This window comes from Mycolicibacterium sp. TUM20985 (assembly GCF_030295745.1).
Taxonomy (GTDB): Bacteria; Actinomycetota; Actinomycetes; order Mycobacteriales; family Mycobacteriaceae; genus Mycobacterium.
In genome coordinates this window covers 108,146-128,052 of the sequence record NZ_AP027291.1, presented here as the reverse complement: position 1 = coordinate 128,052, position 19,907 = coordinate 108,146, and the positions used below count along the sequence as shown (strand labels likewise).

Genomic DNA, 19,907 nt, shown 5'->3' with positions numbered 1-19,907 from the left:
ATGAGGATCGTCGTCACGGGGGCCGATGGTGTCGTCGGTCGCGGAGTGGCCGCCCGGTTGGTGAGCCTGGGCCACGACGTCGTCGGCGTCGGTGCGCGGCGCCCCGAGAGCTGGCCTGGCGCAGTCGACTTCGTGGTCTCGCGGCGATATGACGCGGACCTGCTGAAAGGTGCCGACGCCGTGCTGCACTGTGGTGGGGACCCCGGCCCGCTGACGGACGCCATGGCGGCGACGGACCTGGGCCGGCTCGTCGTGGTCTCGCCGGTCGGGTCCGACGACGGCATCGCGTCGTCCCCGAACACGATCGTCGTCAGGACGGCACTGGTGCTCGGTCGGCACGTCGACGACGACGTGCTGCAGAGGTTCACCGGGCCGGTGCTGATCGACGTCGACGGCTCCGCCGACCGGCTGCTTCAGGTGGTGCACGTCCACGACGTCGAACGGGTGCTCGTCCGGGCGTTGCTCGATGACGCTCTGCCCGCGGGTCGCGTCGACGTCGCGGCCGAGGGCCACACCACGTGGCGCGCCATCGCGGCCGCAGTCGGCCGACCCGTGCTCGGAGTCCCCTCGCCCCTACGGCGATTCGCGCGCCGGACTCCGACGGGGTCACCGGCGCTAGACCTGACCGTTTTGCGCGACGATTGGGAATTCACCCCCGGTCATGACGTCGCCGAGGTCTTGGAGGACTTCGCCCTCGCCTGCCGTGGCCGGATCACGGTGGGCACCACGGTGCACGACATCCCCTGGCGGCTACCACGGGTTCTCGAGATTCCCGCGGTCGACGCCCCCTCGGCCGACGGCGTCGACCCGGTGCCCGCCGGAAGGGGTTCGGCCAACGGCGAATTCGACACACCGATCGACCCCCGGTTCCCGGCGTTCATCGCCACCAACCTGTCCGAGGCGTTGGCCGGACCGTTCTCGCCGTCGTCGGCATCGGTGACGGTGTTGGGCACGCGCGCCGCGGGTCTGGTCATCTCCGAGCGGCTGCGCCCCGGCGGCGCCGTCCAGCGCGAGATGTCGGTCCGGACCACCGGCGTCTTCGGCCACCGGCTGTACGCGGGCATCACGACCGGTCACTTCATGGCGCACACGGTGCCGTTCATCGATCCCAACCTGGTGCTGTCGGGCTTCTTCGGACACACCGAGGACGGTCTCGAGTTGTTCGGCGAACACCTGCCGCCCGTCGAGCCCCGCGGCCTCGTCAAGCAACTCCGCGGCGGTTTGACCTTCGCCAACTGCCTGATCGGCCTGTCGGCGGGTTCGAACCGCGACACCCAGGACTACGTCGGTGACGTCGCGCGCCTGGAATCGGCGGCCGAGCATCCCGCGGAGCTGTCCGATCGCCGACTGCGGGAGCTGATCCTGCTGGGACGCGATCACGTCGTGCACGGTTGGGTGCTCTCGTCGGCATCGATCCTGCTGTGCGCCGGTTACGGCGTGGTCATGCGACTGCTCTGCGGGCGCGACGTCATGCCTGCCGCGGGTGACGAGCTGGTCAGCGCGCAGGCGCTCGGTGCCGTCCACCGGCTGGCAGCGGCAGCGCGGCGCGATCCGGTCGCCGCCCGGCTGCTGTCCCAGCCGTCGACCGACACCGCCACCCTCTCCGCCGAGGCCCCGGCCTTCGCCGAGGCCCTCGCCCGCGAGCTCGCGCTGATCGGGCACCGCGGACCCGGCGAGGTCGAAATGCGTTGTGCGACATACTCAGACGATCCGGATCTGCTGGTCCGCATGGTGACCAAGGCGCTCGTCGCGGAGATGCGGGAGCTACCGGTGCTGCCGCAGGTGCCGCTGCGGGCGCGGGCGGTCGCGGTGGCCGCGGCCAGCCAGATCCGCGAGCGCGAGGTGCGCCGCGACCGGATGGTGCGGGCGATCTGGCTGCTCCGCCGATTGCTGCGGGAACAGGGTCGGCGAATGGTCGCGGCAGGCACGCTGAACGAGGTCGACGACGTGTTCTACCTACTCGTCGACGAGTTGGACGCGGCGCCACCCGACCTGCCCGCCATCGTCGCCCGCCGCCGGGCCGAACAGGCGGCGTTGCAAGAGCTGGTGACTCCCGAGGCCTTCAGCGGCCAGTGGCTCCCGACGCTCGGGCCGGGGGACGCCGCCCGCGACGGTGAGGTCCTGCACGGAATCGGGGTGTCCGGCGGCCGGGTGCGTGGGCTGGTCCGCATCGTGCATGCCGAGACGATCGACGACCTCCAGCCCGGAGAGATCCTCGTCGCGAAGGTGACCGACGTGGGGTACACGCCGGCGTTCGCGTATGCCGCCGCCGTGGTCACCGAGCTGGGTGGGCCGACGTCCCACGCCGCGATCGTTGCCCGCGAGTTCGGCGTGCCTTGCGTCGTCAACGCCAGGGGTGCTGCCGCACGGCTGGCGAACGGCACGTTGATCGAAGTCGACGGGGCGACCGGCGACGTCACCGTGCTCGGTGCGTGAGGGCTCAATCGACGCGTGTCATATCGTGGCTGTCATGGACTTCGCACGGTCGGCTAAAGCGCAGGATTACCACCAACGGCTCACCGACTTCATGGTGGAGTTCGTGTTCCCCGCCGAGCACTCCTACGACCAATACCGGCTGGAGGCCGGACAGCACGACCACACCGTGCCACCGGTGGTCGAAGAGCTGAAGAAGCTCGCCAGGGACCGCGGGCTGTGGAACCTGTTCCTACCCGCCGAGTCGGGGCTGTCCAACCTGGAGTACTCGCCGCTGGCCGAGTTGTCGGGCTGGAGCATGGAGCTGGCGCCGGAGGCGCTGAACTGCGCCGCACCCGACACCGGGAACATGGAGACGCTGCACCTGTTCGCGACCGAGGAGCAGCGCACGCAGTGGTTGGAGCCGCTGCTGAACGGCGAGATCCGTAGCGCGTTCGCGATGACGGAGCCCGCGGTGGCGTCCAGCGACGCGCGCAACATCGAGACCACGATGCTCCGCGACGGTGGCGACTACGTCATCAACGGTCGCAAGTGGTGGACGTCGGGCGCCAACGATCCGCGCTGCAAGATCCTCATCGTGATGGGGCGCACCAACCCCGACGCCGCCTCACATCAGCAGCAGTCGATGATCCTCGTGCCGATCGATACGCCCGGGGTGGAGATCGTCCGATCGCTTCCGGTGTTCGGCTGGCAGGACCAGCACGGCCACGCCGAGGTCGTGTTCGACAACGTTCGGGTGCCGGCGAGCAATCTGCTCGGTGAGGAGGGCGGCGGGTTCGCGATCGCCCAGGCCCGCCTCGGCCCCGGCCGGATCCACCACTGCATGCGCGCCATCGGCGTCGCCGAGCGGGCGCTCGCGCTGATGGTCGACCGGGTGAACAAGCGCATCGCGTTCGGCAAGCCGCTGGCCGCGCAGGGTGTGGTGCAGCAACAGGTGGCGTTGTCCCGCAACGAGATCGATCAGGCCCGGCTGCTGTGTGAGAAGGCGGCGTGGACCATCGACCAACATGGCAACAAGGAGGCCCGCAACCAGGTGGCGATGATCAAGGCGGTGGCGCCGCAGATGGCGTGCAACGTGCTCGACAGGGCCATCCAGGTGCACGGCGCCGCGGGGATCAGCGACGACTTCCCGTTGGCGCGGCTCTACGGTTGGCATCGCGCCATGCGGCTCTTCGACGGTCCCGACGAGGTGCACATCCGGTCGATCGCGCGGGCCGAACTCGGCCGCGAGAAGAGCGCGTTCGCCGCAGCGGTGACCTCGTAGTGATCTCGACGGGTGAAGAACTCTCCGGAGCCTGGAACTTTCGGGATGTCGCGGAGGAGACGGGGATCCGGCCCGGCCGGCTCTTCCGGTCCAGTGAGCTGAGCGGTCTGAACGACGACGGCCGCTCGGCGCTGGCGCGGATGGGCATCGGCGACGTCGCCGACCTGCGATCGCAGCGGGAGGTGGAGCGCCGCGGACCCGGTCAGGTACCCGACGGCGTGGCCGTACACCTGCTTCCGTTCCACGAGCTCTCCGCCGACGAGGCGGACGCGCCGCACGAGAGCGCCTTCGAGAAGATGATGACGGCGAAGCCGGACGATGAGGATGTTGCGGTCGCCGCGGCGCGTTTCATGACCGAGGAGTACCGCAACTTCCCGTCGCTGCCCGGCGCGCAGACGGCGGTGCGTCAGGTCATCTCGCTGCTCGCCGATCGCCGATCCGTCATCACGCACTGCTTCGCAGGCAAGGACCGCACCGGTTTCACCGTGGCGCTGGTGCTGGAGACCGTCGGCGTTCCCCACGATGCGATCGTGGCCGACTTCCTCCGCAGCAATGCGGCTTCGTCGCATCTGCGCGAGCGGATCCTGGAGTCGATCCGGAATCGGGCCGAGGAGTCGACGACGCCGGAGATCGTCACGTTCGCCGAGGCGCGGCTGAACGACGAAGTGCTCGGCGTACGCGAGGAGTACCTGGCGGCCGCCCGACGCTCGATCGACGCCGACTACGGGTCGGCGGCCAACTATCTCGAGGCGGTCGGCGTGACGGCGGATCAGGTGTCGCGGCTGCGGGAGTTCCTACTGACCTAGCCTTGGGGCACCTCGACGTCGGACATCAGCACGCGCACGCCGCCGGTGGACAGCTCGCCCAAGGCTTGGAAGAACGCGCCTGCCTCCGGCGTCGTGACCGCGAGGCATGCGGCGTCGTAGTCCGGGTAGTAGAGGTCGATCATCCGGTAGGCCGGCGTCGGCGAGCCGTCCTCCTTCGGCCACACCTTGGACGCCTCGAAGCGGGTGTGACCGGGGATGGCGCGGGCGGCGTCCAATTGCCGTGCTTCGTAGGCGCTTTCGAAGGCGTCGGGGTCAATGGGGTTGTCGTAGACGACGGTAATCTTGGTTTCGGACATGGGACTGATCATGCCCCTCGTCCGCCCGTCCCGCACAGTCGATCAGCCGGGCGCCGCGGTATTTCCCATACCTCCGATGGTGACCCGTGGGGTACCGGAGTGGTAGGTGACGTGGTTGCCGATCCCATTGAGCGTGATGACGTCGACCGAGTCGATGGTGACCGCACTGTCGATCCCCGAGACGACCAGGCTGGCGCAGTGGCCATGGACAGTGACCGGCCCACTGCCACCCCCCACGGTGAGGTGGCCGTCGTCGCAGTAGACCGTCTGGGGGCCGCTGTCGGTCACCGTGCGGGCGCCGCCCGGCTCGAGCCTGATCGCGGCGTGTTCTGCCATCAGGCGGCCCACGGCACCGGAACTAATCCCGATCGCCGCGCCCAACCAGCCGATGACGATGAGCACCCAGACGGCCATCCCGATCATCAGTCGGGTCCGCAGCCGACCGGTCCAGTTACCCGATTCGTCGCGGTCCAGGTCGTAGGCGAACGAGCTCACGCACAAGGCGCGTTGCGGATGCCGGGCGTCGGCCAGAATGACGCCACCGTCGTACGAGCGGCCCTTCACGACGAGCGCACCCTGACGACCGTCGACCTCATACGTGACCTTGGTCTTGGTGCTGGGGCCGCTCCACAGCTGTCGCGTCACCGTCCAGCCGTGTGCCTGCGGCAGCCACACGTTGGAGTAGGTCGTTCCGCTGTAATACGTTCCACGCGAGATGACCTCAGCGCCGGTGACCTGCGCGACGCGTCCCCATCTGAGCAGTGCCAGGCGGGTGCGCGCCGTCCAGAAGTGGATGCCGTAGATCACGACGAGAACGGCCACCGCCGCCGGGGCCAGCAGTTCGGGGTTGGTGATCCACACGATGATCGGCGGGATGGCCACCATGAACAGGGCGAACACGTACCACCACCGGAACGGCAGCAGCTCGGCCAGCATGACGCGCACGGGAATTCGGCGCGGCGGGTCGACCAGACGGGTGTCCGGCGGCCCGGCGGTGGTGCGGCCCATGCCGGGTTGAAGACGGCGGAGCGCGGCGAAGACATCGGACATCTGATCCGTACCCGCCACCGGCATCTGCCGCGACCGGGCTTCGGCGAGTTGCGCTTCGAGATCCGCGATGCGACGTGCGTCGGCGACCTGCTTCTCCAGCTCGGCGATCCGCTGCTCTGGGTCCTCCGGCGACGTCACCTGCGCATGTTCCCACGGCGCGGGACTCCGCGGGCCGGTCCAAGCTGGACGTCTGCTGGGAGCCCGACGGAAAGCCCGGCCGACTCAGACCAGCAGCACACCGACCACCCAGACCATCGTCGCCAGCAGCGCGCCCGCGAGCTCGACGCCCACCGACAGCGCCACGCCCTTGATCGCGTGCACGGTCGACGCCCAGGCCAGTCTGGTGTTGCTTCGCAGCGCCAACTCTGCGAGGAAGACGCCCAGCACGAAGCCCAGCACCAGCCCGACCACGGGGACCACGAAGAACCCGACGATGCCGAGCACACCCCCCGCCAACAGACTCCAGGTGCCGACGTCGGCCCGTTTCATCCGGCGTGCCGGCCACAGGTACTTCACCAGCAGCGTCGCCGCCAGGATCGCGGTCGCAACGCCCAACGTCACCCACGCGATCGTCGTCCCCTCGACGTACGCCCACACGGCGATTGCCGCCAACACCAGGACGCTGCCGGGTAACAGGGGCACCAGGATGCCCACCAAACCGACGGCGATCACCATCGCGACGAGCAGGGTCTCGAGGGTGGTCATGCCTCCAGTTTGGCAGCAAGGTCGACGAAGTCCTCGGCGATGACGTCGAACTCGCCGTCCTCCACCCGCGGCGGACGGCGGCCTGGTCCACGTTCCAGCGGCCGCGCCACGTAGCCAGTCATCAGCCCGGCGTCCCGCGCAGCCCGTAGGTCACTGGGGTGCGCCGCGACGAGCATCAGTTCTCCTGGCGCCACGTCGAGCAGCTCGGCACAGCCGAGGTAGGCCTCGGGGTCCGGCTTGTAGTGGCGGAACAGCTCGGCGGAAACCACGCAGTCCCAGGGCAATCCGGCCCGTTTGGCCATATTGGTCAGCAGGGAGACGTTTCCGTTGGACAGCGTCGTGATGACGAACTGGCGCTTCAACCGCGTCAGACCCGCCACCGTATCCGGCCACGGATCCAGTCGGTGCCAGGCCAGGTTCAGTTCGGTTACGTCGGCGTCGGGCATGTCTCCGATGCCCGCTCGATCCAGCAGCTCGTCGAGGATCAGCCGGTGCAGCGCGTCGATCTTCAGCCACGGCAGTTCACCGGTGCGGACCCGCTCCATCGCCGCGGGGTACCCGCCCCGCCAGTCATCGGCGAAGCGCGCCCAATCCTCGGCCACCCCGTGCCGTTCCCCGAACATCTCGAGTTCACCGATGATGCTGGAGCGCCAGTCGACGACCGTTCCGAAGACGTCGAACGCCAATACCCGAGGCGCCGTCAGTGTCATCGGTTCCTCGCGCAAGCGCTCGTCAGAGCCATCGGTTCCTCGCGCAAGCGCTCGTCAGTGTCATCTGTTCCTCGCGCAAGCGCTCGTCACGGCTCGAGCACCAGCTTGCCGCGGACGCCACCGGACGCCAGGCTCTCCAGCGCCGCCCGCCCCTCGGAGAGGGGACGTCGCACCGGCGGCGGTGGCCGCAGCCCCGCGTCGACGAGCTTGCCCAGCCCCAGTCCGATCTCCGCCCGCGCTTCGGGGACCCGGTTGAGGAACTCGCCGAGGCCCACCCCGACCACGCTGACATTGCGTAGCAGCAACCGATTCACCTTGACGGTCGGGATGCCGCCGCCGGACGCGAAGCCCAGCACCAGCAGCCGGCCCTCGGTCGCCAGTACCCGGACCGCGTCATCGAAGACGCTTCCGCCGACGGGATCGACCACCACGTCCACCCCGCGGCCGTCGGTGAGGTCGCGCACCGCCTGCGCCCATCCCGGCGTCAACGGCAGCACCGCGTCGGCACCCAGCGAGTTCACGAACTCCATGGCACCCGTCCGGTGCACCATCGCGATGACCCTGGCGCCCAACGCCTTTGCGACCTGGACGGCGGCCGTGCCGACGCCACCCGCCGACCCGAGCACCAGGACCGTCTCGCCGGCGAGGAGCGCAGCGCGGCGGACCAGTGCGAAGTACATGGTGTAGTAGTTTCCGAGCAGGGCCACCGCGGATCCGTCGTCGACGCCGTCGGGCGTGGGCGTCACGCTGGTCACCGGCAGCGCGACCCGCTCGGCCCACGCGCCGAGCATCGTCAAGGCCGAGACCCGTTGGCCGACGACGAAACCGGAGTCGGCGGGGGCGGAACGCACGACACCCGCGACCTCGGTGCCCGGCACGAACGGCGGATCGAGCTTGAGTTGATATTCGCCCTTGATCAGCAACAAATCGGGAAAGCTGACCCCGGCGGCACCGACGTCGACGACGACCATGCCGTCGCCGGCCTGCTCGGCTGGGTCTGGCACGTCGGTGTAGACCAGACCGGCCGGTCCCGAGAGTTCTTGCGCGACAAGCGCCTTCACCGGGTCAGCCCAGTTTGAAGCTGGCCGACTGCGCTGCCGACAGGTCGGTGATCTCGCCCCACTTGGCGGCCACGTCGTCGACCGACGGAACTTCTGCGAACGTCACGCCGTCGTTCTGGAACAGCGCCGTGCGCTGCACCTTTCCGCCGCCGACGATGAAGATCGAATCGGTGTCGGGCAGTTCCTCGGTGCAGAGGTACGCCACCACCGGCGCCACGTACTCGGGCGTCAGCTTCTCGAACACCTCGGGCGGCAGGATGTCCTGCGTCATCCGGGTGGCCGCAATCGGCGCGACGGCGTTGGCCTTGATGTCGTACTTGGCGCCTTCCTGGGCGAGCGTGTTGATCAGGCCCACCAGGCCCAGCTTCGCGGCGCCGTAGTTGGCCTGGCCGAAATTGCCGAACAGCCCACTGGTCGACGTCGCGACGACCACGCGGCCGAAGCTCTGCTCGCGGAAGTGCGGCCACGCGGCGCGCAGCACGTTGTACCCGCCGTAGAGATGCACCTTGAGGACGGCGTCCCAGTTCTCGTAGGTCATCTTGTGGAACGTGCCGTCGCGGAGGATGCCCGCATTGCTGACCACGCCGTGCACGGCCCCGAACTCGTCGATCGCCGTCTTGATGATGTTCTCGGCGCCCTCGGCCTCGGCGACGGAGTCGTAGTTCGCGACCGCCCGACCACCGGCTTCCTTGATCTCGGTGACCACCTGATCGGCCATCGCGGACCCGGCACCGGACCCGTCGCGGGATCCGCCGAGATCGTTGACGACGACGCTGGCGCCCTCACGGGCGAGGGTCAGGGCGTACTCACGGCCGAGACCGCCACCGGCGCCGGTGACGACGATGACGCGATCCTGCACTCCGGGCATTGCGTTCCTACTCTCTCGATCGTCGTTGACGCGTCGTGCCGGCGAGGAACTAGAAGAGCCTGCGCGCCAGCTTCCACGCCTTCTCTGTATACGGCGGGTAGATCATGGCGCTCAAGTCGGGTCGGGTCGGCTTGGTCAGCACCGACTTGCGATGGCTGAACTCCTCGAAGCCGAACCTGCCGTGGTACGCGCCCATCCCGGACGGTCCGACACCGCCGAACGGCAGCTTGGTGGTCGAGAACTGGAACAGCAGGTGGTTGACCAACATGCCGCCGGCCGAGACCTGCTTGATCACCCGCTCGCGGACGTCCTTGTTCTTGGTGAACAGGTAGGCCGCCAGCGGCTTGGGCCGCGCGTTGACGAAATCGATTGCCTCGTCGATGGATTGGACGGTGACGATCGGCAGGATCGGCCCGAAGATCTCATCGGTCATCAAGGGCTCGTCCAGGGCGGGGTCGACGACGACGGTCGGCTGGATCTCGATGGTCGCGGCGTCGGAGCCGCCTCCGATGGCGACGTTGCCCTTCGTAGCGGCCAGTGCCGTCGTCAGCCTGCCGAAGTGGCGTTCGTTCACGATGCGCTTGCCACCGGAGCCGCCCGCCTCGAAGGCCGTCACGGCGTCACCGATCTTGGCGACCAGCTCGTCGCGGATCGTGGCGTCGGCCAGGACGTAGTCCGGTGCGATGCAGATCTGGCCGGAGTTGATCAGCTTGGTCCACGCGATCCGCTTCGCGGCGACGGCGATGTCCGCGTCGGCCGCGACGATCACCGGGCTCTTGCCGCCGAGTTCCAGGGTGACCGGGGTCAGGTGCTTGGCCGCACCCTCGTAGACCTTGCGGCCGATCTCGGTGCCACCGGTGAAGCAGAGCCGGTCGAACCCCTGGGCGATCAGCTCCTGGCTGACCGCACCGTCGCCCTCGACCACTGAGATCGCGTCGTTGTCGAGGTACCTGGGCACCAGCTCGGCCATCAGGGCCGACGATGCCGGGGCAACCTCGGAAGGCTTGAGCACCACGGTGTTTCCCGCCGCGATGGCACCGACGGCCGGGCCGAGCGTCAGCGCGAACGGGAAGTTCCACGCGCCAATGATCAGCACCGTGCCGTAGGGCTCGTACTCCACCCAGCCGCGGCCGGGCAGCTGGGCCAACTCGAGCCTGCGGTGCTTGCGCTTGGTCCACTTGCCCACGTTCTTGGCGGCGTCGGCCGCCTCGCCCGCAGTGCTGGCGATGTCGGCCAGCCAGGCTTCGAACGGCTTGCGGCCCAGATCCCGTTCGAGCGCCGCGGCGATGGCCGGTTCGTTGTCGGTCAGCAGCCTCTCCAACCCTTCCAGCTGCCGCTTGCGCCAGGCAACGTCGCGGGTGCGGCCGGTGGCGAACGTCTTGCGCAGGCGGGCGACGATAGCTGGGATGTCGACCGGGGCGGTCCCCGAGCTGGGTGGAGCAGGCGCTTCGGTGGTCATGCGGTCGATCCTAACCAACCACCCGGTTGGCGACCAGACCTCGGTCAGCCGCGTTCGCCCACCACGAAGTCGGAGAATGCTCGTTGGTCGGCGTCCTCCGGGAGCACCCAGCGGCCCAGTCGACGCATCTCGTCCCGCGAGGTCACCGCCGACGCCGACCAGCCGTGCTCGTTCAGCCAGTCGGTGACGTCCGCCCGATCCTCGTCGTGGTACATCAGGTCGCCCACGTCGATGGCGTCCTCCATGCCGAACTTGTCCGCGATCAACTTGAACCGTTCGCGCATCGCGGCCCGCCGGTCCTCCGCCTGCACTCCGACCGTCTCGGCGGCGACTCGGCTTCCTGGCGCACTCAATTCGGTGAGCTGCGCGAACAGCCGGTCCTGGGCCTCGGCGGGTAGGTACATGAGCAGCCCCTCGGCGAGCCACGCCGTCGGTGCCGAGGCATCGAAGCCCGCGTCCCCCAGCGCGGCCGGCCAGTCGTCGCGCAGGTCGACGGGCACCTCGTGCAGCAGCGCCGCAGGCCGGACGCCGTGGTCTGCCAGGGTGGTCGCCTTGTACTCGAGCACCTTGGGCTGGTCGATCTCGAAGACCGTGGTGCCTGCGGGCCAGTCGAGTCGGTACGCCCGCGAGTCCAGGCCCGACGCCAGGATCACGACCTGACGGATCCCGGCCGCCGCGGCGTCGGCGTAGTACGCGTCGAAGAAGTGCGTGCGCACCGCTTGGTAGCTGCCCATGTGTTCGAAGACGGCTGCGGCTTCGGGATCGGCCTCGGCAACCTTCTCGACGAAGGAGTCATCGAGCATGAACTCCCAGACACCCGTGCCGGCCCCGGCAACGAGCATCTTGGCGAAAGGGTCCCGGATCAACGGCGTGTCCCGCTCGGTCTCTCCGGCCCGCGCCGCGGCCACCATGACCGCGGTGGAACCGACGCTGGTGGCGATGTCCCAGGTGTCGTCGTCCGTGCGCAAGGAGCTCATGGGTGCCGTTCGTTTGGTAGCCGTCGATGATCGTTCGCAATGCTACCGAGAATGTTAGTCGTGCTAGACGGCAGTGTGGCCTACGTCACTGCGAAAGGTTGCCGCCACGGAGGGAGCTACTCGGAGAGCTTCCATAACTTGTTCGCCAACAGGAGCTCCAGCTTGTCCACGATGGCGGTGAGCTCGTCGTGCCCGCCGACGTAGCCGGCGTAGAAACCCATCCCCCACATGACCGCGACCAGCATCTCTACGAGGGTCGCGACGTCGGTATCGGTCGTGAGCTCGCCGCGCTGAAGCGCATCGGTGACGGCCCAGGTGACGAAGGCCCTGGAGGTGTTCAGCAAGTTGTGCTCGTCGCGGCTGAGCTCGGGGTGACGCTGGGATTCGAGCACCGACGTCACCAGGAACGCCGCCACGGACCGGTCACGCGTCTCGGCCTGCATCGCCGCCGAGAAGAAGGCCGAGAGGCGCTTCAGCAGCGAGGTCTGACCCTCGGCCTTGGCCATCCCCGCGGCAACCACCATTTCGTTGGTCTTCTCGACCACTTCGCCGTACAGCACACGCTTGCTCGCGAAGTAGTGATTAATCGCCGGGCGCGTCAGATCCGCGCGTATCGCGATGGCCTGGAATGTTGCTGCGTCGTAACCGAGTTCGCTGAAAACTTCGCGCGCGGCTCGCACAATGCGCTCGCGGGTCTCAGCCGCCTTCGCTGCAGGCGGGCGGCCAGGTCCTCGTGTTGCGGTATACGGCACGGTCAAATTGTGCCACACGGGTCCAGGGATGCAGAAGCCCAAATGTTGCGGGCGCGTAAATCCCTGCAATCCAGCAAACCTACTGCGCCGTCAATCGCCGCGGACTAGCGAATATTACGGAAGTAGGACGCCCCCAGCGTTCGCCAGCGGAGCGCCCGCTCGGGCTTCGGCCATTAGGGTTCTCGCATGGCGGGTGCGGTGTCTCGGGAGTCCTATTTGGAGACAGGCCTCGACGTGCTGTCCGACCTCGGGTACGGCGGCCTCAAACTCGCCGGCGTATGTCAACGCCTCGGCGTCACCACGGGGTCCTTCTACCACTACTTCCCCAGCTGGTCGGCGTTCACCAGGGCGCTCGTCGACTACTGGCTGCAGCAGCGCGTGGAGGGGATGGCCGTGGCGTACGCCGAACGCGATCCGCGACGGCGCATCGACACGATCATCGCGCATGCCCTTGCCCTGCCCCACGGCGCCGAGGCGGCGATCCGCGTGTGGAGCTCGATCGACCCGGGGGTGTTCGCGGTGCAGTCCACCGTCGACGGGCGGCGGTTCGACGTCCTGCGTGAAGCGGCGCAGGAGATTCTGCATCACGAACACCAGGCCCAGGTCTTCGCCTCGTGGGGCATGTATCTGCTGATCGGCTATGAGCAGTCGACGCTGCCCCGCGACACCGTCGGCCTCAGATGGGTGGCCGATCAGATGCTCGCCGCCCTCGATTCCGGCAGGTTCGCATCGGTGCCGGACGTCGACTGATCCGGCGGTCTACCATCCGGGGCATGCTGACCCCGGCCGTTCTCTGGCGCAGGGCGGTCGAACGGGTCGCACGACGCGATCCGGAGCACGACGCGGCACGGCGTGCGGTACGGGCGGCGATCGTGCTGCCGCTGGCCGCAGCCGTCGGCTTCGCGGTCGGAAGTGGTTCGCAGACACCGCTATTCGCGATCTTCGGCTCGGTGGCACTGCTGATCACCGTCGACTTCCCCGGCAACCGGCCCGCGCGGGCGCTGTCCTACGGCGGCCTCGCGGTCAACGGCTTCATCCTCATCACCCTGGGATCCCTGGTGGCACCGATCCCCTGGCTGGCCGTGTTGACGATGTTCCTGCTCGGGGTCGCGGTGACGTTCTCGGGCGTGCTCAGTGAGAGCGTTGCCGCGGGCCAGCGGTCGACCCTGCTGACCTTCGTGCTGCCCGCGTGCACGCCCCCCGGTCCCATCCCGGAGCGCCTCCTCGGCTGGACCATCGCGCTGTCGCTGGCCGTGCCCGCCGCGCTGTTCCTCCTCCCGCCGCGACACCACGGCGAGCTCCGCAGGCACGCCGCCGCCGTCTGCCGGACGCTGGCCGACCGGCTCGAGGGGAGGGCCACGGCCGACGATCTGGCGTCGGCGATGGGTGCGCTGCGCGCCAACTTCCTCGGTGCCGACTTCCGGCCGGTCGGGTTGACCGCGGGGAGTCGCGCACTGGTCCGGGTGGTCGACGATCTGCAGTGGCTCTCCGATCGCGTGACCGACGCCAGCGGCGATCTGTTGGCCGAGATGCGCGACCCCGTCGTTCGGGTGCTGCGCGAGAGCACGCTGGTCCTAGACGCCCAAGTCGCCGACCGCGACGCGCACCGCGCCGACCTCGCCGACGCGCTGGCGTTCCAGCGGCTGATCGCGCAGAGCAGCTACCGCGACGACATCATCGAGATGATCGCCGAACCACGAGACGCCACCGCCATTGGCGTGGGGCGAAAATTGTTGACCAGGCGCACCATATCGGGGTGCGTGGGGACCACGGGCCGGGTCATCGGCATCGCCGCCGCGGCCGACGCTCGCCCGGTCTGGGCTCGCGTCCTCGGCCGCGGGCTACCCGAGGCGGGAGCCGCCGAACGGGTCCTGTCCGAGTCTCAGGCGCTCACCTCCTTCTTCGGCGGGTTCCTTGCCACCAGGGCCGTCGTCGTGCGCAACAGCGTCCGCACCGGCCTCGGCCTCGCACTCGCGGTCGGGGTCACCCACGTCTTCCCCGTGCAGCACGGATTCTGGGTAGTCCTCGGCGCGATGTCCGTCCTGCGCAGCAGTGCACTGACCACGGGAACGAGGGTGGTGCGCGCCGTCGTCGGCACGACGATCGGCTTCCTGCTCGGCGTGGTCTTCATCGAATTGATGGGCGTCGAACCCATCGTGCTGTGGATGACGTTGCCCCTCGTCGCCTTCGGCTCGGCCTACGTGCCGGAGGTCGCGTCGTTCGTGGCGGGCCAGGCGATGTTCACGATGATGGTGCTGATCATCTTCAACGTGATCAGTCCCAGCGGTTGGCAGGTGGGACTGATCCGGGTGGAGGACGTCGTGGTGGGCGCGTTGGTGGGCGCCGTCGTATCGCTGCTCCTGTGGCCCCGGGGCGCGGCCGCACGGGTGTCACGGGCCGTGGACGCCGCCGTCGCGGCCGGGGCGACGTACCTGACCGCGGCGGTCAAGCGGGTGACCCGGGGGGCGTCCGAATCGGCCAACGACCGCATCTCCTCGTTGGGCTACTCCGCGATGACGGCCACACGGACGCTGGATGATGCCGTCCGCCAATACCTTTCGGAGAGCGGCGGATCGACCGACCAGCGTGCGCCGGTCATTCGCGCCGCCAACCAGGCCGTCCGGGTGCGGACCGCCGCAGAGCTGATCGCCGACGTGGTGCCGCCACCGCTGGCCGCGTACCCGCAGGTGCGCGACGTGCTCGAGCGCCATACCGGCGCGATCCGTGATCGTCTGCACGGCAGACGCCCGGTGCACGAGTTGGGGCCGATCAGCGACGACTTCGTGCTGGCTCTGCGCGCCGAGGCCATCGACGACGAGCTGGCGATCAGGGCTGCGCTGGCGCTGGTCACGGTGGCTGCCAACCTCGGCGAGCTGGAGCTGCTCTACCCGCAGCCGGTGCATGCCTCCTAGCGCAGCGAGGTGTGCGGCATCAACGCGTTGGGCGGGATGGTGCCGAACTTGCCTGCGTTGTAGTCCTCCATCGCCTGGATCAGCTCCGCCTTGGAGTTCATCACGAAGGGGCCGTAGTGGAACACGGGTTCGCGAATGGGCTTGCCGCCCAACAGCAGAACCTCCATGGCGGGTGTGCGCGAATCCTGCGAGGCGTTGGCTGCGACCGTGATCCGGTCGCCCGGGCCCATGACCGCGAGCTGACCCGCCCGAATCGGCTTTCCGACCGGGCCGACCGCACCCTCGCCGGCCAGCACGTAGACCAGCGCGTTGAAGTCACGGTTCCACGGCACGTCCAGGCGTGCCCCCGGCGCGATGGTGGTATGCGCCAACGTGATTGGCGTATACGTCGAGCCAGGACCCTGTTGGTCGTCGATCTCACCCGCGATGATCCGGACAAGCGCGCCACCGTCGTCGGAGGACAACAGCTTGACCTGTCCGCCCTCGATCGCCTGGTACCGCGGTGTGGCGAACTTGTCCTTGCGGGGGAGGTTCACCCACAGCTGGATGCCGTGGAACGTGCCACCGCTCTCGACGAGTTCGGCGGGCGGGGTCTCGATGTGCAGGATGCCCGAGCCGGCGGTCATCCACTGCGTGGCGCCGTCGGTGATGAGTCCGCCACCGCCGTGTGAATCCTGGTGGGCGAAGCGGCCGTCGATCATGTAGGTGACCGTCTCGAAGCCGCGGTGCGGATGCCAGTCGGTGCCGCGCGGTTCGCCGGGCTCGTATTCGACCTCGCCCATCTCGTCCATGTGAACGAAGGGGTCGAGCGCCGCGGCACTGACGCCCGCGAACGCACGGACGACGGGGAAGCCCTCGCCCTCGTAACCCCGAGGTCCGGTCGTCACCGACCGGACCGGACGCGAGGTGTCGGTCGCGCCGCGCCCGGTGATGCGGGTAAGAGTCAGGGTGTCGGCGGTGATGGCGGGCATACCCTCATCAACCGGACTGCGGTCCGAATGATTCCTCGCGCTAGGTGAGGACCGCGCTTGCCGCCGCCCGCGCATCGGCGGCGGTGGCCGTGGCCAGCGCGGCGTCGGCCGCCGCACGGCACTGCGCGAGGGTGACCTTGGCGAGCTTGGCCCCGACGCCGCTGACGGCCGCTGCGGCTGCCGAGAGTGACGACACGCCCAAACCCACCAGCACGCAGGCCAGTTGCGGGTCGGCGGCTGCTTCACCGCAGACGCCGACGGGCTTGCCGGCCGCCACGCCAGCCCTCGCCGCCATCGCCACCAGCGCCAGCACCGCGGGCTGCCAGGGATCGGTGAGCGTCGCCAGTTCGGCCGACATCCGATCGGCGGCCATCGTGTACTGGGTCAGGTCGTTCGTGCCGATGGACAGGAACTCGACATGCTCGAGGATCCGGTCGGCGAGTAGTGCCGCCGCGGGCACCTCGATCATCACGCCGGGTACCAGTCCGTACGCCCTAGTCTCTTCCGCGAAGGCCTGTGCCTCGGCTGGCGTGGCGATCATCGGGGCCATCACCCACGGCGCGTTGCCGGTCGCCTTCGACGCCGCCGCGATCCCCTCGAGTTGCCTGGTCAAGATGCCCGGGTTGCCGGCGGCGATGCGGATCCCGCGTACGCCCAGCGCGGGGTTCGCCTCCTCGGGATGGCCGACGAACTTCAGCGGCTTGTCCGATCCGGCGTCGAGGGTCCGGATGACGACCTTGTGTCCGGCGAACGCGTCGAGCACCTCGCCGTAGATCTGCGCCTGCTCCTCCACCGAGGGTTCCGTGGAGCGGTTGAGGAAGCACAATTCGGTGCGGAACAGGCCGACGCCCTCCGCGGGCGTCTCCCGCGCCGACCGCGCGGCCGCACCGTCTTGAACGTTGGCCAGGATCGCGATGACGTGCCCGTCGGCGGTGGCACCGGGACCGCTCCAGCTCTTCGCGAGGTCGGCTTCCCCCCGCGCCAGCTCGACCGCGCGCGTCGCGGCGGCTTCGTCCGGGGACACCGTCACCGTGCCGACCGTGCCGTCGACCATGACCATCGTTCCCGCGGCGACGGAGTCCAGTCCGTCGACCGCGACCACGCACGGGATGCCGAGTTGGCGGGCGATGATCGCGGTGTGACTGGTCGGGCCACCCAGGGTCGTCGCGAGCGCGACCACCAACGAGGCGTCCAGCCCGGCGGTGTCGACGGGGGCCAGATCCTCGGCGCACAGGATCGAGGGAACCTCGGGGACCGGGACGCCGGGCTCGGGCAGGCCGCTGAGCTCGGCGATGACGCGGTCGCGGATGTCCCGCAGGTCGGTCACCCGCTCGGCCATCAGCCCGCCCAACTGCGTGAACATGGTGACGAACTGCTCGACCGCGCCAGTCACCGCCCGCACGGCGGGGCTGCCGCCGGAGATCCGCTTCTCGGCGGCTGCGATCCACGCCCGGTCCTGCGCCAGGCTCGCGGTGGTCGCCAGCACCTCCGACGCGGCGCCGGACGCGTTCGCCGCACGTTCCCGCAGCCTGTCCGCCACCGCGGCGGCCGCAGCCGTGAAGCGTTCGACCTCACCGGGCCGCTCGGCATCGGCGAGGTCACCGTCGGTCGTGGCATCGTCGACGCTCGGCCGCGTGCCCGGCCGGATCACGGGGGCGTACTGCACCCCGCCCACGGCCGGAATGCCCTGCAGCACGGTTCCTGGTGAGGGCGGCGCGAGATCCGCGGATCGGAGTGACGTGGCAGAAGATGTCGTGCTCATGTGAACCAGGTTACAGGAAAACATTGACAAGTCAACACACTCAGGGGTAAAACCAACGATATCAACATTCGAAAACCACATACCCACACAGACGGAGTGTCATGTACGCCGAGGAGCGCCAGCAAGCGATCGCCGAAATGGTGATCAGCCAGGGCCGCGCCTCGGTTGCCGAGCTGGCACTGACCTACGACGTCACGACCGAGACCGTGCGCCGCGACCTCGCGGTCCTGGACCGCGCCGGCGTGCTTCGCCGCGTGCACGGCGGCGCCGTTCCGACGCGGGCGCTGCACCTCGTCGAACCGGGCGTCGGCGAGCGGGAGACCACACGCGCCGACTACAAGGACGCCATCGCCGAAGCCGCGGGCGAGTTCTTCCCACTGAGCGGCGCCAGCGTCCTCCTCGACGCCGGAACCACGACGGCGCGGATCGCCAACCTGCTGCCTACCGATCGCGAACTCGTCGTCGTGACCAACTCCGTGCCGATCGCCGCCCGGCTGGCATCGGTCCCGACGGTGTCCCTGCAACTGCTCGGCGGCCGGGTCAGGGGCATCACCCAGGCCGCCGTCGGCGAACAGGCGCTCCGCGTGCTCGACAACCTGCGCGTCGACATCGCCTTCATCGGCACCAACGGCATCAGCGCAAGGCACGGACTCTCCACCCCCGACAGCGAGGAGGCCGCGGTGAAACGCGCCATGGTCGCGAGCGCCAACTACGTCGTCGTCGCGGCGGACTCGACGAAGGTCGGCCGTGAGGACTTCGTCAGCTTCGCCCCGCTGTCCAGCGTCGACACCCTCATCACCGACGCCGAGATCTCCGATGCGGACCGTCGCATCCTCACCGACCACGGCGTCGAGGTCATCGCGACGGGAGGCGCCGAATGATCGTCACCGTCACCCCCAACCCCAGCATCGACCGGACCGTCGCACTGGGCACCCCGCTCACCCGCGGCGCCGTACACCGTGTCACCTCCGCCATCAGCGAGCCCGGCGGCAAGGGTGTCAACGTGGCTCGCGCCCTGATCCTCGCGGGCCTCGACGCGGTCGCCGTGCTCCCCGCCGCCGACGACGATCCGATGCTCACCGCCCTCCGCATGGCGGGTGTCACCTTCGAGTCCGTGCCGGTCAGCGGCGTGGTGCGGACCAACCTGGCGATCACCGAAGCCGACGGCACCACCACCAAACTCAACGAACCGGGCGCCCACCTCGACGCCGACGCACTGGCCGCCCTGACCAAGACGGTCGTCGCGCATGCCGAGAACGCTTCGTGGGTCGTGCTTTCCGGCTCCTTGCCACCGGGTGTTCCCGACGACTGGTACGCCGACGTGGTCGCGCGGCTCGCGTCGGCGTCCTGCCAGATCGCGGTCGACACCTCCGAGCGTCCACTCGCCGCCCTCGCCGCGGGATTCGGCACGGCGGCACCGGACGTCATCAAACCCAACGCCGAGGAACTTGCCGGCCTCGTCGGCGCGTCACCGGAAGAGCTGGAAGCAGCTGCCGCTCAGGGCGATCCGACCCCGGTGGTCGCGGCCGCGAACCAGCTCATCGAACGCGGCGCCAAGACCGTCCTCGTCACGCTGGGCGCGGCCGGCGCGATCCTGGTCGACGCCTGCGGCAGCTGGATGGCCGCACCGCCGCCGATCTCACCGCGCAGCACCGTCGGCGCTGGTGACTCGTCACTCGCCGGCTACGTTCGGGCAGCGGTCGGCGGCGCCGAGCCTCCGCGTCGCCTGCAGATGGCGGTCGCCTACGGCAGCGCGGCAGCGGCCCTACCCGGCTCCGCACTCCCCACCCCGTCCCAGATCGACCTCAATGCCGTTCGGGTGTATGCCATTTCACCCGCATCCAGTCGTCCGTAACCAAC

The 19,907-nt window shown here is 69.1% G+C and carries 18 protein-coding genes; 7 read left to right on the top strand and 11 right to left on the bottom strand.

Going from position 1 to position 19,907, the window contains the following annotated elements; genetic code table 11:
* From QUE68_RS00600 to QUE68_RS00590, 3 genes are read left to right on the top strand one after another with little or no spacing between them, the layout of a single operon-like run.
* Positions 1 to 2,436 carry a PEP-utilizing enzyme gene (locus QUE68_RS00600; RefSeq protein WP_284232121.1) on the top strand — a complete coding sequence of 812 codons (2,436 nt, stop codon included), beginning with the start codon at positions 1 to 3 and terminating at the stop codon, positions 2,434 to 2,436.
* 34 nt (positions 2,437 to 2,470) lie between these two features.
* Entirely contained in the window at positions 2,471 to 3,697 is a 1,227-nt protein-coding gene (locus QUE68_RS00595; RefSeq protein ID WP_284232119.1) for an acyl-CoA dehydrogenase family protein, read from the top strand.
* Positions 3,697 to 4,503: a tyrosine-protein phosphatase gene (locus QUE68_RS00590; RefSeq protein ID WP_284232117.1), complete on the top strand. Its 807-nt coding sequence runs from the start codon at positions 3,697 to 3,699 to the stop codon at positions 4,501 to 4,503. Before QUE68_RS00595 ends, QUE68_RS00590 begins: the two co-directional genes overlap by 1 nt.
* On the opposite strand, the gene QUE68_RS00585 is transcribed toward QUE68_RS00590, so the two are convergent.
* From QUE68_RS00585 to QUE68_RS00545, 9 genes are all read right to left on the bottom strand, one after another.
* Positions 4,500 to 4,820, bottom strand: a complete 321-nt coding sequence (locus QUE68_RS00585) for an EthD family reductase (protein WP_284232115.1) — start codon at positions 4,818 to 4,820, stop codon at positions 4,500 to 4,502. The two genes, QUE68_RS00590 and QUE68_RS00585, sit on opposite strands and share 4 nt — an antisense overlap.
* 42 nt (positions 4,821 to 4,862) lie before the next feature.
* Positions 4,863 to 6,008, bottom strand: a complete 1,146-nt coding sequence (locus QUE68_RS00580; RefSeq protein WP_284232113.1) for a DUF3060 domain-containing protein — start codon at positions 6,006 to 6,008, stop codon at positions 4,863 to 4,865.
* 84 nt (positions 6,009 to 6,092) lie between these two features.
* Positions 6,093 to 6,575, bottom strand: coding sequence for a DUF456 domain-containing protein (locus QUE68_RS00575; RefSeq protein WP_284232111.1), 483 nt, complete (start codon positions 6,573 to 6,575; stop codon positions 6,093 to 6,095).
* On the bottom strand, positions 6,572 to 7,285 hold the full coding sequence (locus QUE68_RS00570) for a haloacid dehalogenase type II (protein WP_284232110.1): 714 nt from the start codon (positions 7,283 to 7,285) through the stop codon (positions 6,572 to 6,574). The genes QUE68_RS00575 and QUE68_RS00570 overlap by 4 nt, the downstream gene beginning before the upstream one ends.
* Before the next feature lie 86 nt (positions 7,286 to 7,371).
* Positions 7,372 to 8,346 carry an NADPH:quinone oxidoreductase family protein gene (locus tag QUE68_RS00565; RefSeq protein ID WP_284224030.1) on the bottom strand — a complete coding sequence of 325 codons (975 nt, stop codon included), beginning with the start codon at positions 8,344 to 8,346 and terminating at the stop codon, positions 7,372 to 7,374.
* Between the two features lie 4 nt (positions 8,347 to 8,350).
* Positions 8,351 to 9,214, bottom strand: a complete 864-nt coding sequence (locus tag QUE68_RS00560) for an SDR family oxidoreductase (RefSeq protein WP_284224029.1) — start codon at positions 9,212 to 9,214, stop codon at positions 8,351 to 8,353.
* 49 nt (positions 9,215 to 9,263) lie between these two features.
* Positions 9,264 to 10,673 (bottom strand): aldehyde dehydrogenase family protein, encoded by a 1,410-nt coding sequence (locus tag QUE68_RS00555; protein WP_284232108.1) that lies wholly within the window; start codon positions 10,671 to 10,673, stop codon positions 9,264 to 9,266.
* 44 nt (positions 10,674 to 10,717) lie between these two features.
* Complete coding sequence (locus QUE68_RS00550) at positions 10,718 to 11,650, bottom strand: class I SAM-dependent methyltransferase (protein WP_284232106.1); 933 nt, start codon at positions 11,648 to 11,650, stop codon at positions 10,718 to 10,720.
* Between the two features lie 116 nt (positions 11,651 to 11,766).
* Positions 11,767 to 12,402: a TetR/AcrR family transcriptional regulator gene (locus QUE68_RS00545; RefSeq protein WP_284232104.1), complete on the bottom strand. Its 636-nt coding sequence runs from the start codon at positions 12,400 to 12,402 to the stop codon at positions 11,767 to 11,769.
* 186 nt (positions 12,403 to 12,588) lie between these two features.
* Between QUE68_RS00545 and QUE68_RS00540 the strand changes: the two genes are divergently transcribed.
* Together QUE68_RS00540 and QUE68_RS00535 are read left to right on the top strand one after the other, a co-directional pair.
* Positions 12,589 to 13,152, top strand: a complete 564-nt coding sequence (locus QUE68_RS00540; RefSeq protein WP_286275003.1) for a TetR/AcrR family transcriptional regulator — start codon at positions 12,589 to 12,591, stop codon at positions 13,150 to 13,152.
* A gap of 23 nt (positions 13,153 to 13,175) precedes the next feature.
* On the top strand, positions 13,176 to 15,314 hold the full coding sequence (locus QUE68_RS00535; protein ID WP_286275002.1) for an FUSC family protein: 2,139 nt from the start codon (positions 13,176 to 13,178) through the stop codon (positions 15,312 to 15,314).
* On the opposite strand, the gene QUE68_RS00530 is transcribed toward QUE68_RS00535, so the two are convergent.
* Entirely contained in the window at positions 15,311 to 16,285 is a 975-nt protein-coding gene (locus tag QUE68_RS00530) for a pirin family protein (protein ID WP_286275001.1), read from the bottom strand. The two genes, QUE68_RS00535 and QUE68_RS00530, sit on opposite strands and share 4 nt — an antisense overlap.
* A 40-nt stretch (positions 16,286 to 16,325) precedes the next feature.
* The gene (locus QUE68_RS00525) at positions 16,326 to 18,047 is read right to left on the bottom strand and encodes a phosphoenolpyruvate--protein phosphotransferase (RefSeq protein ID WP_286275000.1); all 1,722 of its coding nucleotides are present in this window, start codon (positions 18,045 to 18,047) and stop codon (positions 16,326 to 16,328) included.
* A 101-nt stretch (positions 18,048 to 18,148) separates the two neighbouring features.
* On the opposite strand from QUE68_RS00525, the gene QUE68_RS00520 reads away from it, so the two are divergent.
* Both QUE68_RS00520 and QUE68_RS00515 read left to right on the top strand, forming a co-directional pair.
* Positions 18,149 to 18,928: a DeoR/GlpR family DNA-binding transcription regulator gene (locus QUE68_RS00520; protein ID WP_286274999.1), complete on the top strand. Its 780-nt coding sequence runs from the start codon at positions 18,149 to 18,151 to the stop codon at positions 18,926 to 18,928.
* Complete coding sequence (locus QUE68_RS00515) at positions 18,925 to 19,902, top strand: 1-phosphofructokinase family hexose kinase (protein WP_286274998.1); 978 nt, start codon at positions 18,925 to 18,927, stop codon at positions 19,900 to 19,902. The genes QUE68_RS00520 and QUE68_RS00515 overlap by 4 nt, the downstream gene beginning before the upstream one ends.
* The last annotated feature ends 5 nt before the right edge of the window (positions 19,903 to 19,907 follow it).

Coding starts and splice junctions, on each gene's coding strand:
- QUE68_RS00600 (WP_284232121.1), top strand. CDS start 1: ATGAGGATCGTCGTCACGGGGGCCGATGGTGTCGTCGGTCGCGGAGTG.
- QUE68_RS00595 (WP_284232119.1), top strand. CDS start 2,471: ATGGACTTCGCACGGTCGGCTAAAGCGCAGGATTACCACCAACGGCTC.
- QUE68_RS00585 (WP_284232115.1), bottom strand. CDS start 4,820: ATGTCCGAAACCAAGATTACCGTCGTCTACGACAACCCCATTGACCCC.
- QUE68_RS00575 (WP_284232111.1), bottom strand. CDS start 6,575: ATGACCACCCTCGAGACCCTGCTCGTCGCGATGGTGATCGCCGTCGGT.
- QUE68_RS00570 (WP_284232110.1), bottom strand. CDS start 7,285: ATGACACTGACGGCGCCTCGGGTATTGGCGTTCGACGTCTTCGGAACG.
- QUE68_RS00560 (WP_284224029.1), bottom strand. CDS start 9,214: ATGCCCGGAGTGCAGGATCGCGTCATCGTCGTCACCGGCGCCGGTGGC.
- QUE68_RS00555 (WP_284232108.1), bottom strand. CDS start 10,673: ATGACCACCGAAGCGCCTGCTCCACCCAGCTCGGGGACCGCCCCGGTC.
- QUE68_RS00550 (WP_284232106.1), bottom strand. CDS start 11,650: ATGAGCTCCTTGCGCACGGACGACGACACCTGGGACATCGCCACCAGC.
- QUE68_RS00540 (WP_286275003.1), top strand. CDS start 12,589: ATGGCGGGTGCGGTGTCTCGGGAGTCCTATTTGGAGACAGGCCTCGAC.
- QUE68_RS00535 (WP_286275002.1), top strand. CDS start 13,176: ATGCTGACCCCGGCCGTTCTCTGGCGCAGGGCGGTCGAACGGGTCGCA.
- QUE68_RS00530 (WP_286275001.1), bottom strand. CDS start 16,285: ATGCCCGCCATCACCGCCGACACCCTGACTCTTACCCGCATCACCGGG.
- QUE68_RS00525 (WP_286275000.1), bottom strand. CDS start 18,047: ATGAGCACGACATCTTCTGCCACGTCACTCCGATCCGCGGATCTCGCG.
- QUE68_RS00520 (WP_286274999.1), top strand. CDS start 18,149: ATGTACGCCGAGGAGCGCCAGCAAGCGATCGCCGAAATGGTGATCAGC.
- QUE68_RS00515 (WP_286274998.1), top strand. CDS start 18,925: ATGATCGTCACCGTCACCCCCAACCCCAGCATCGACCGGACCGTCGCA.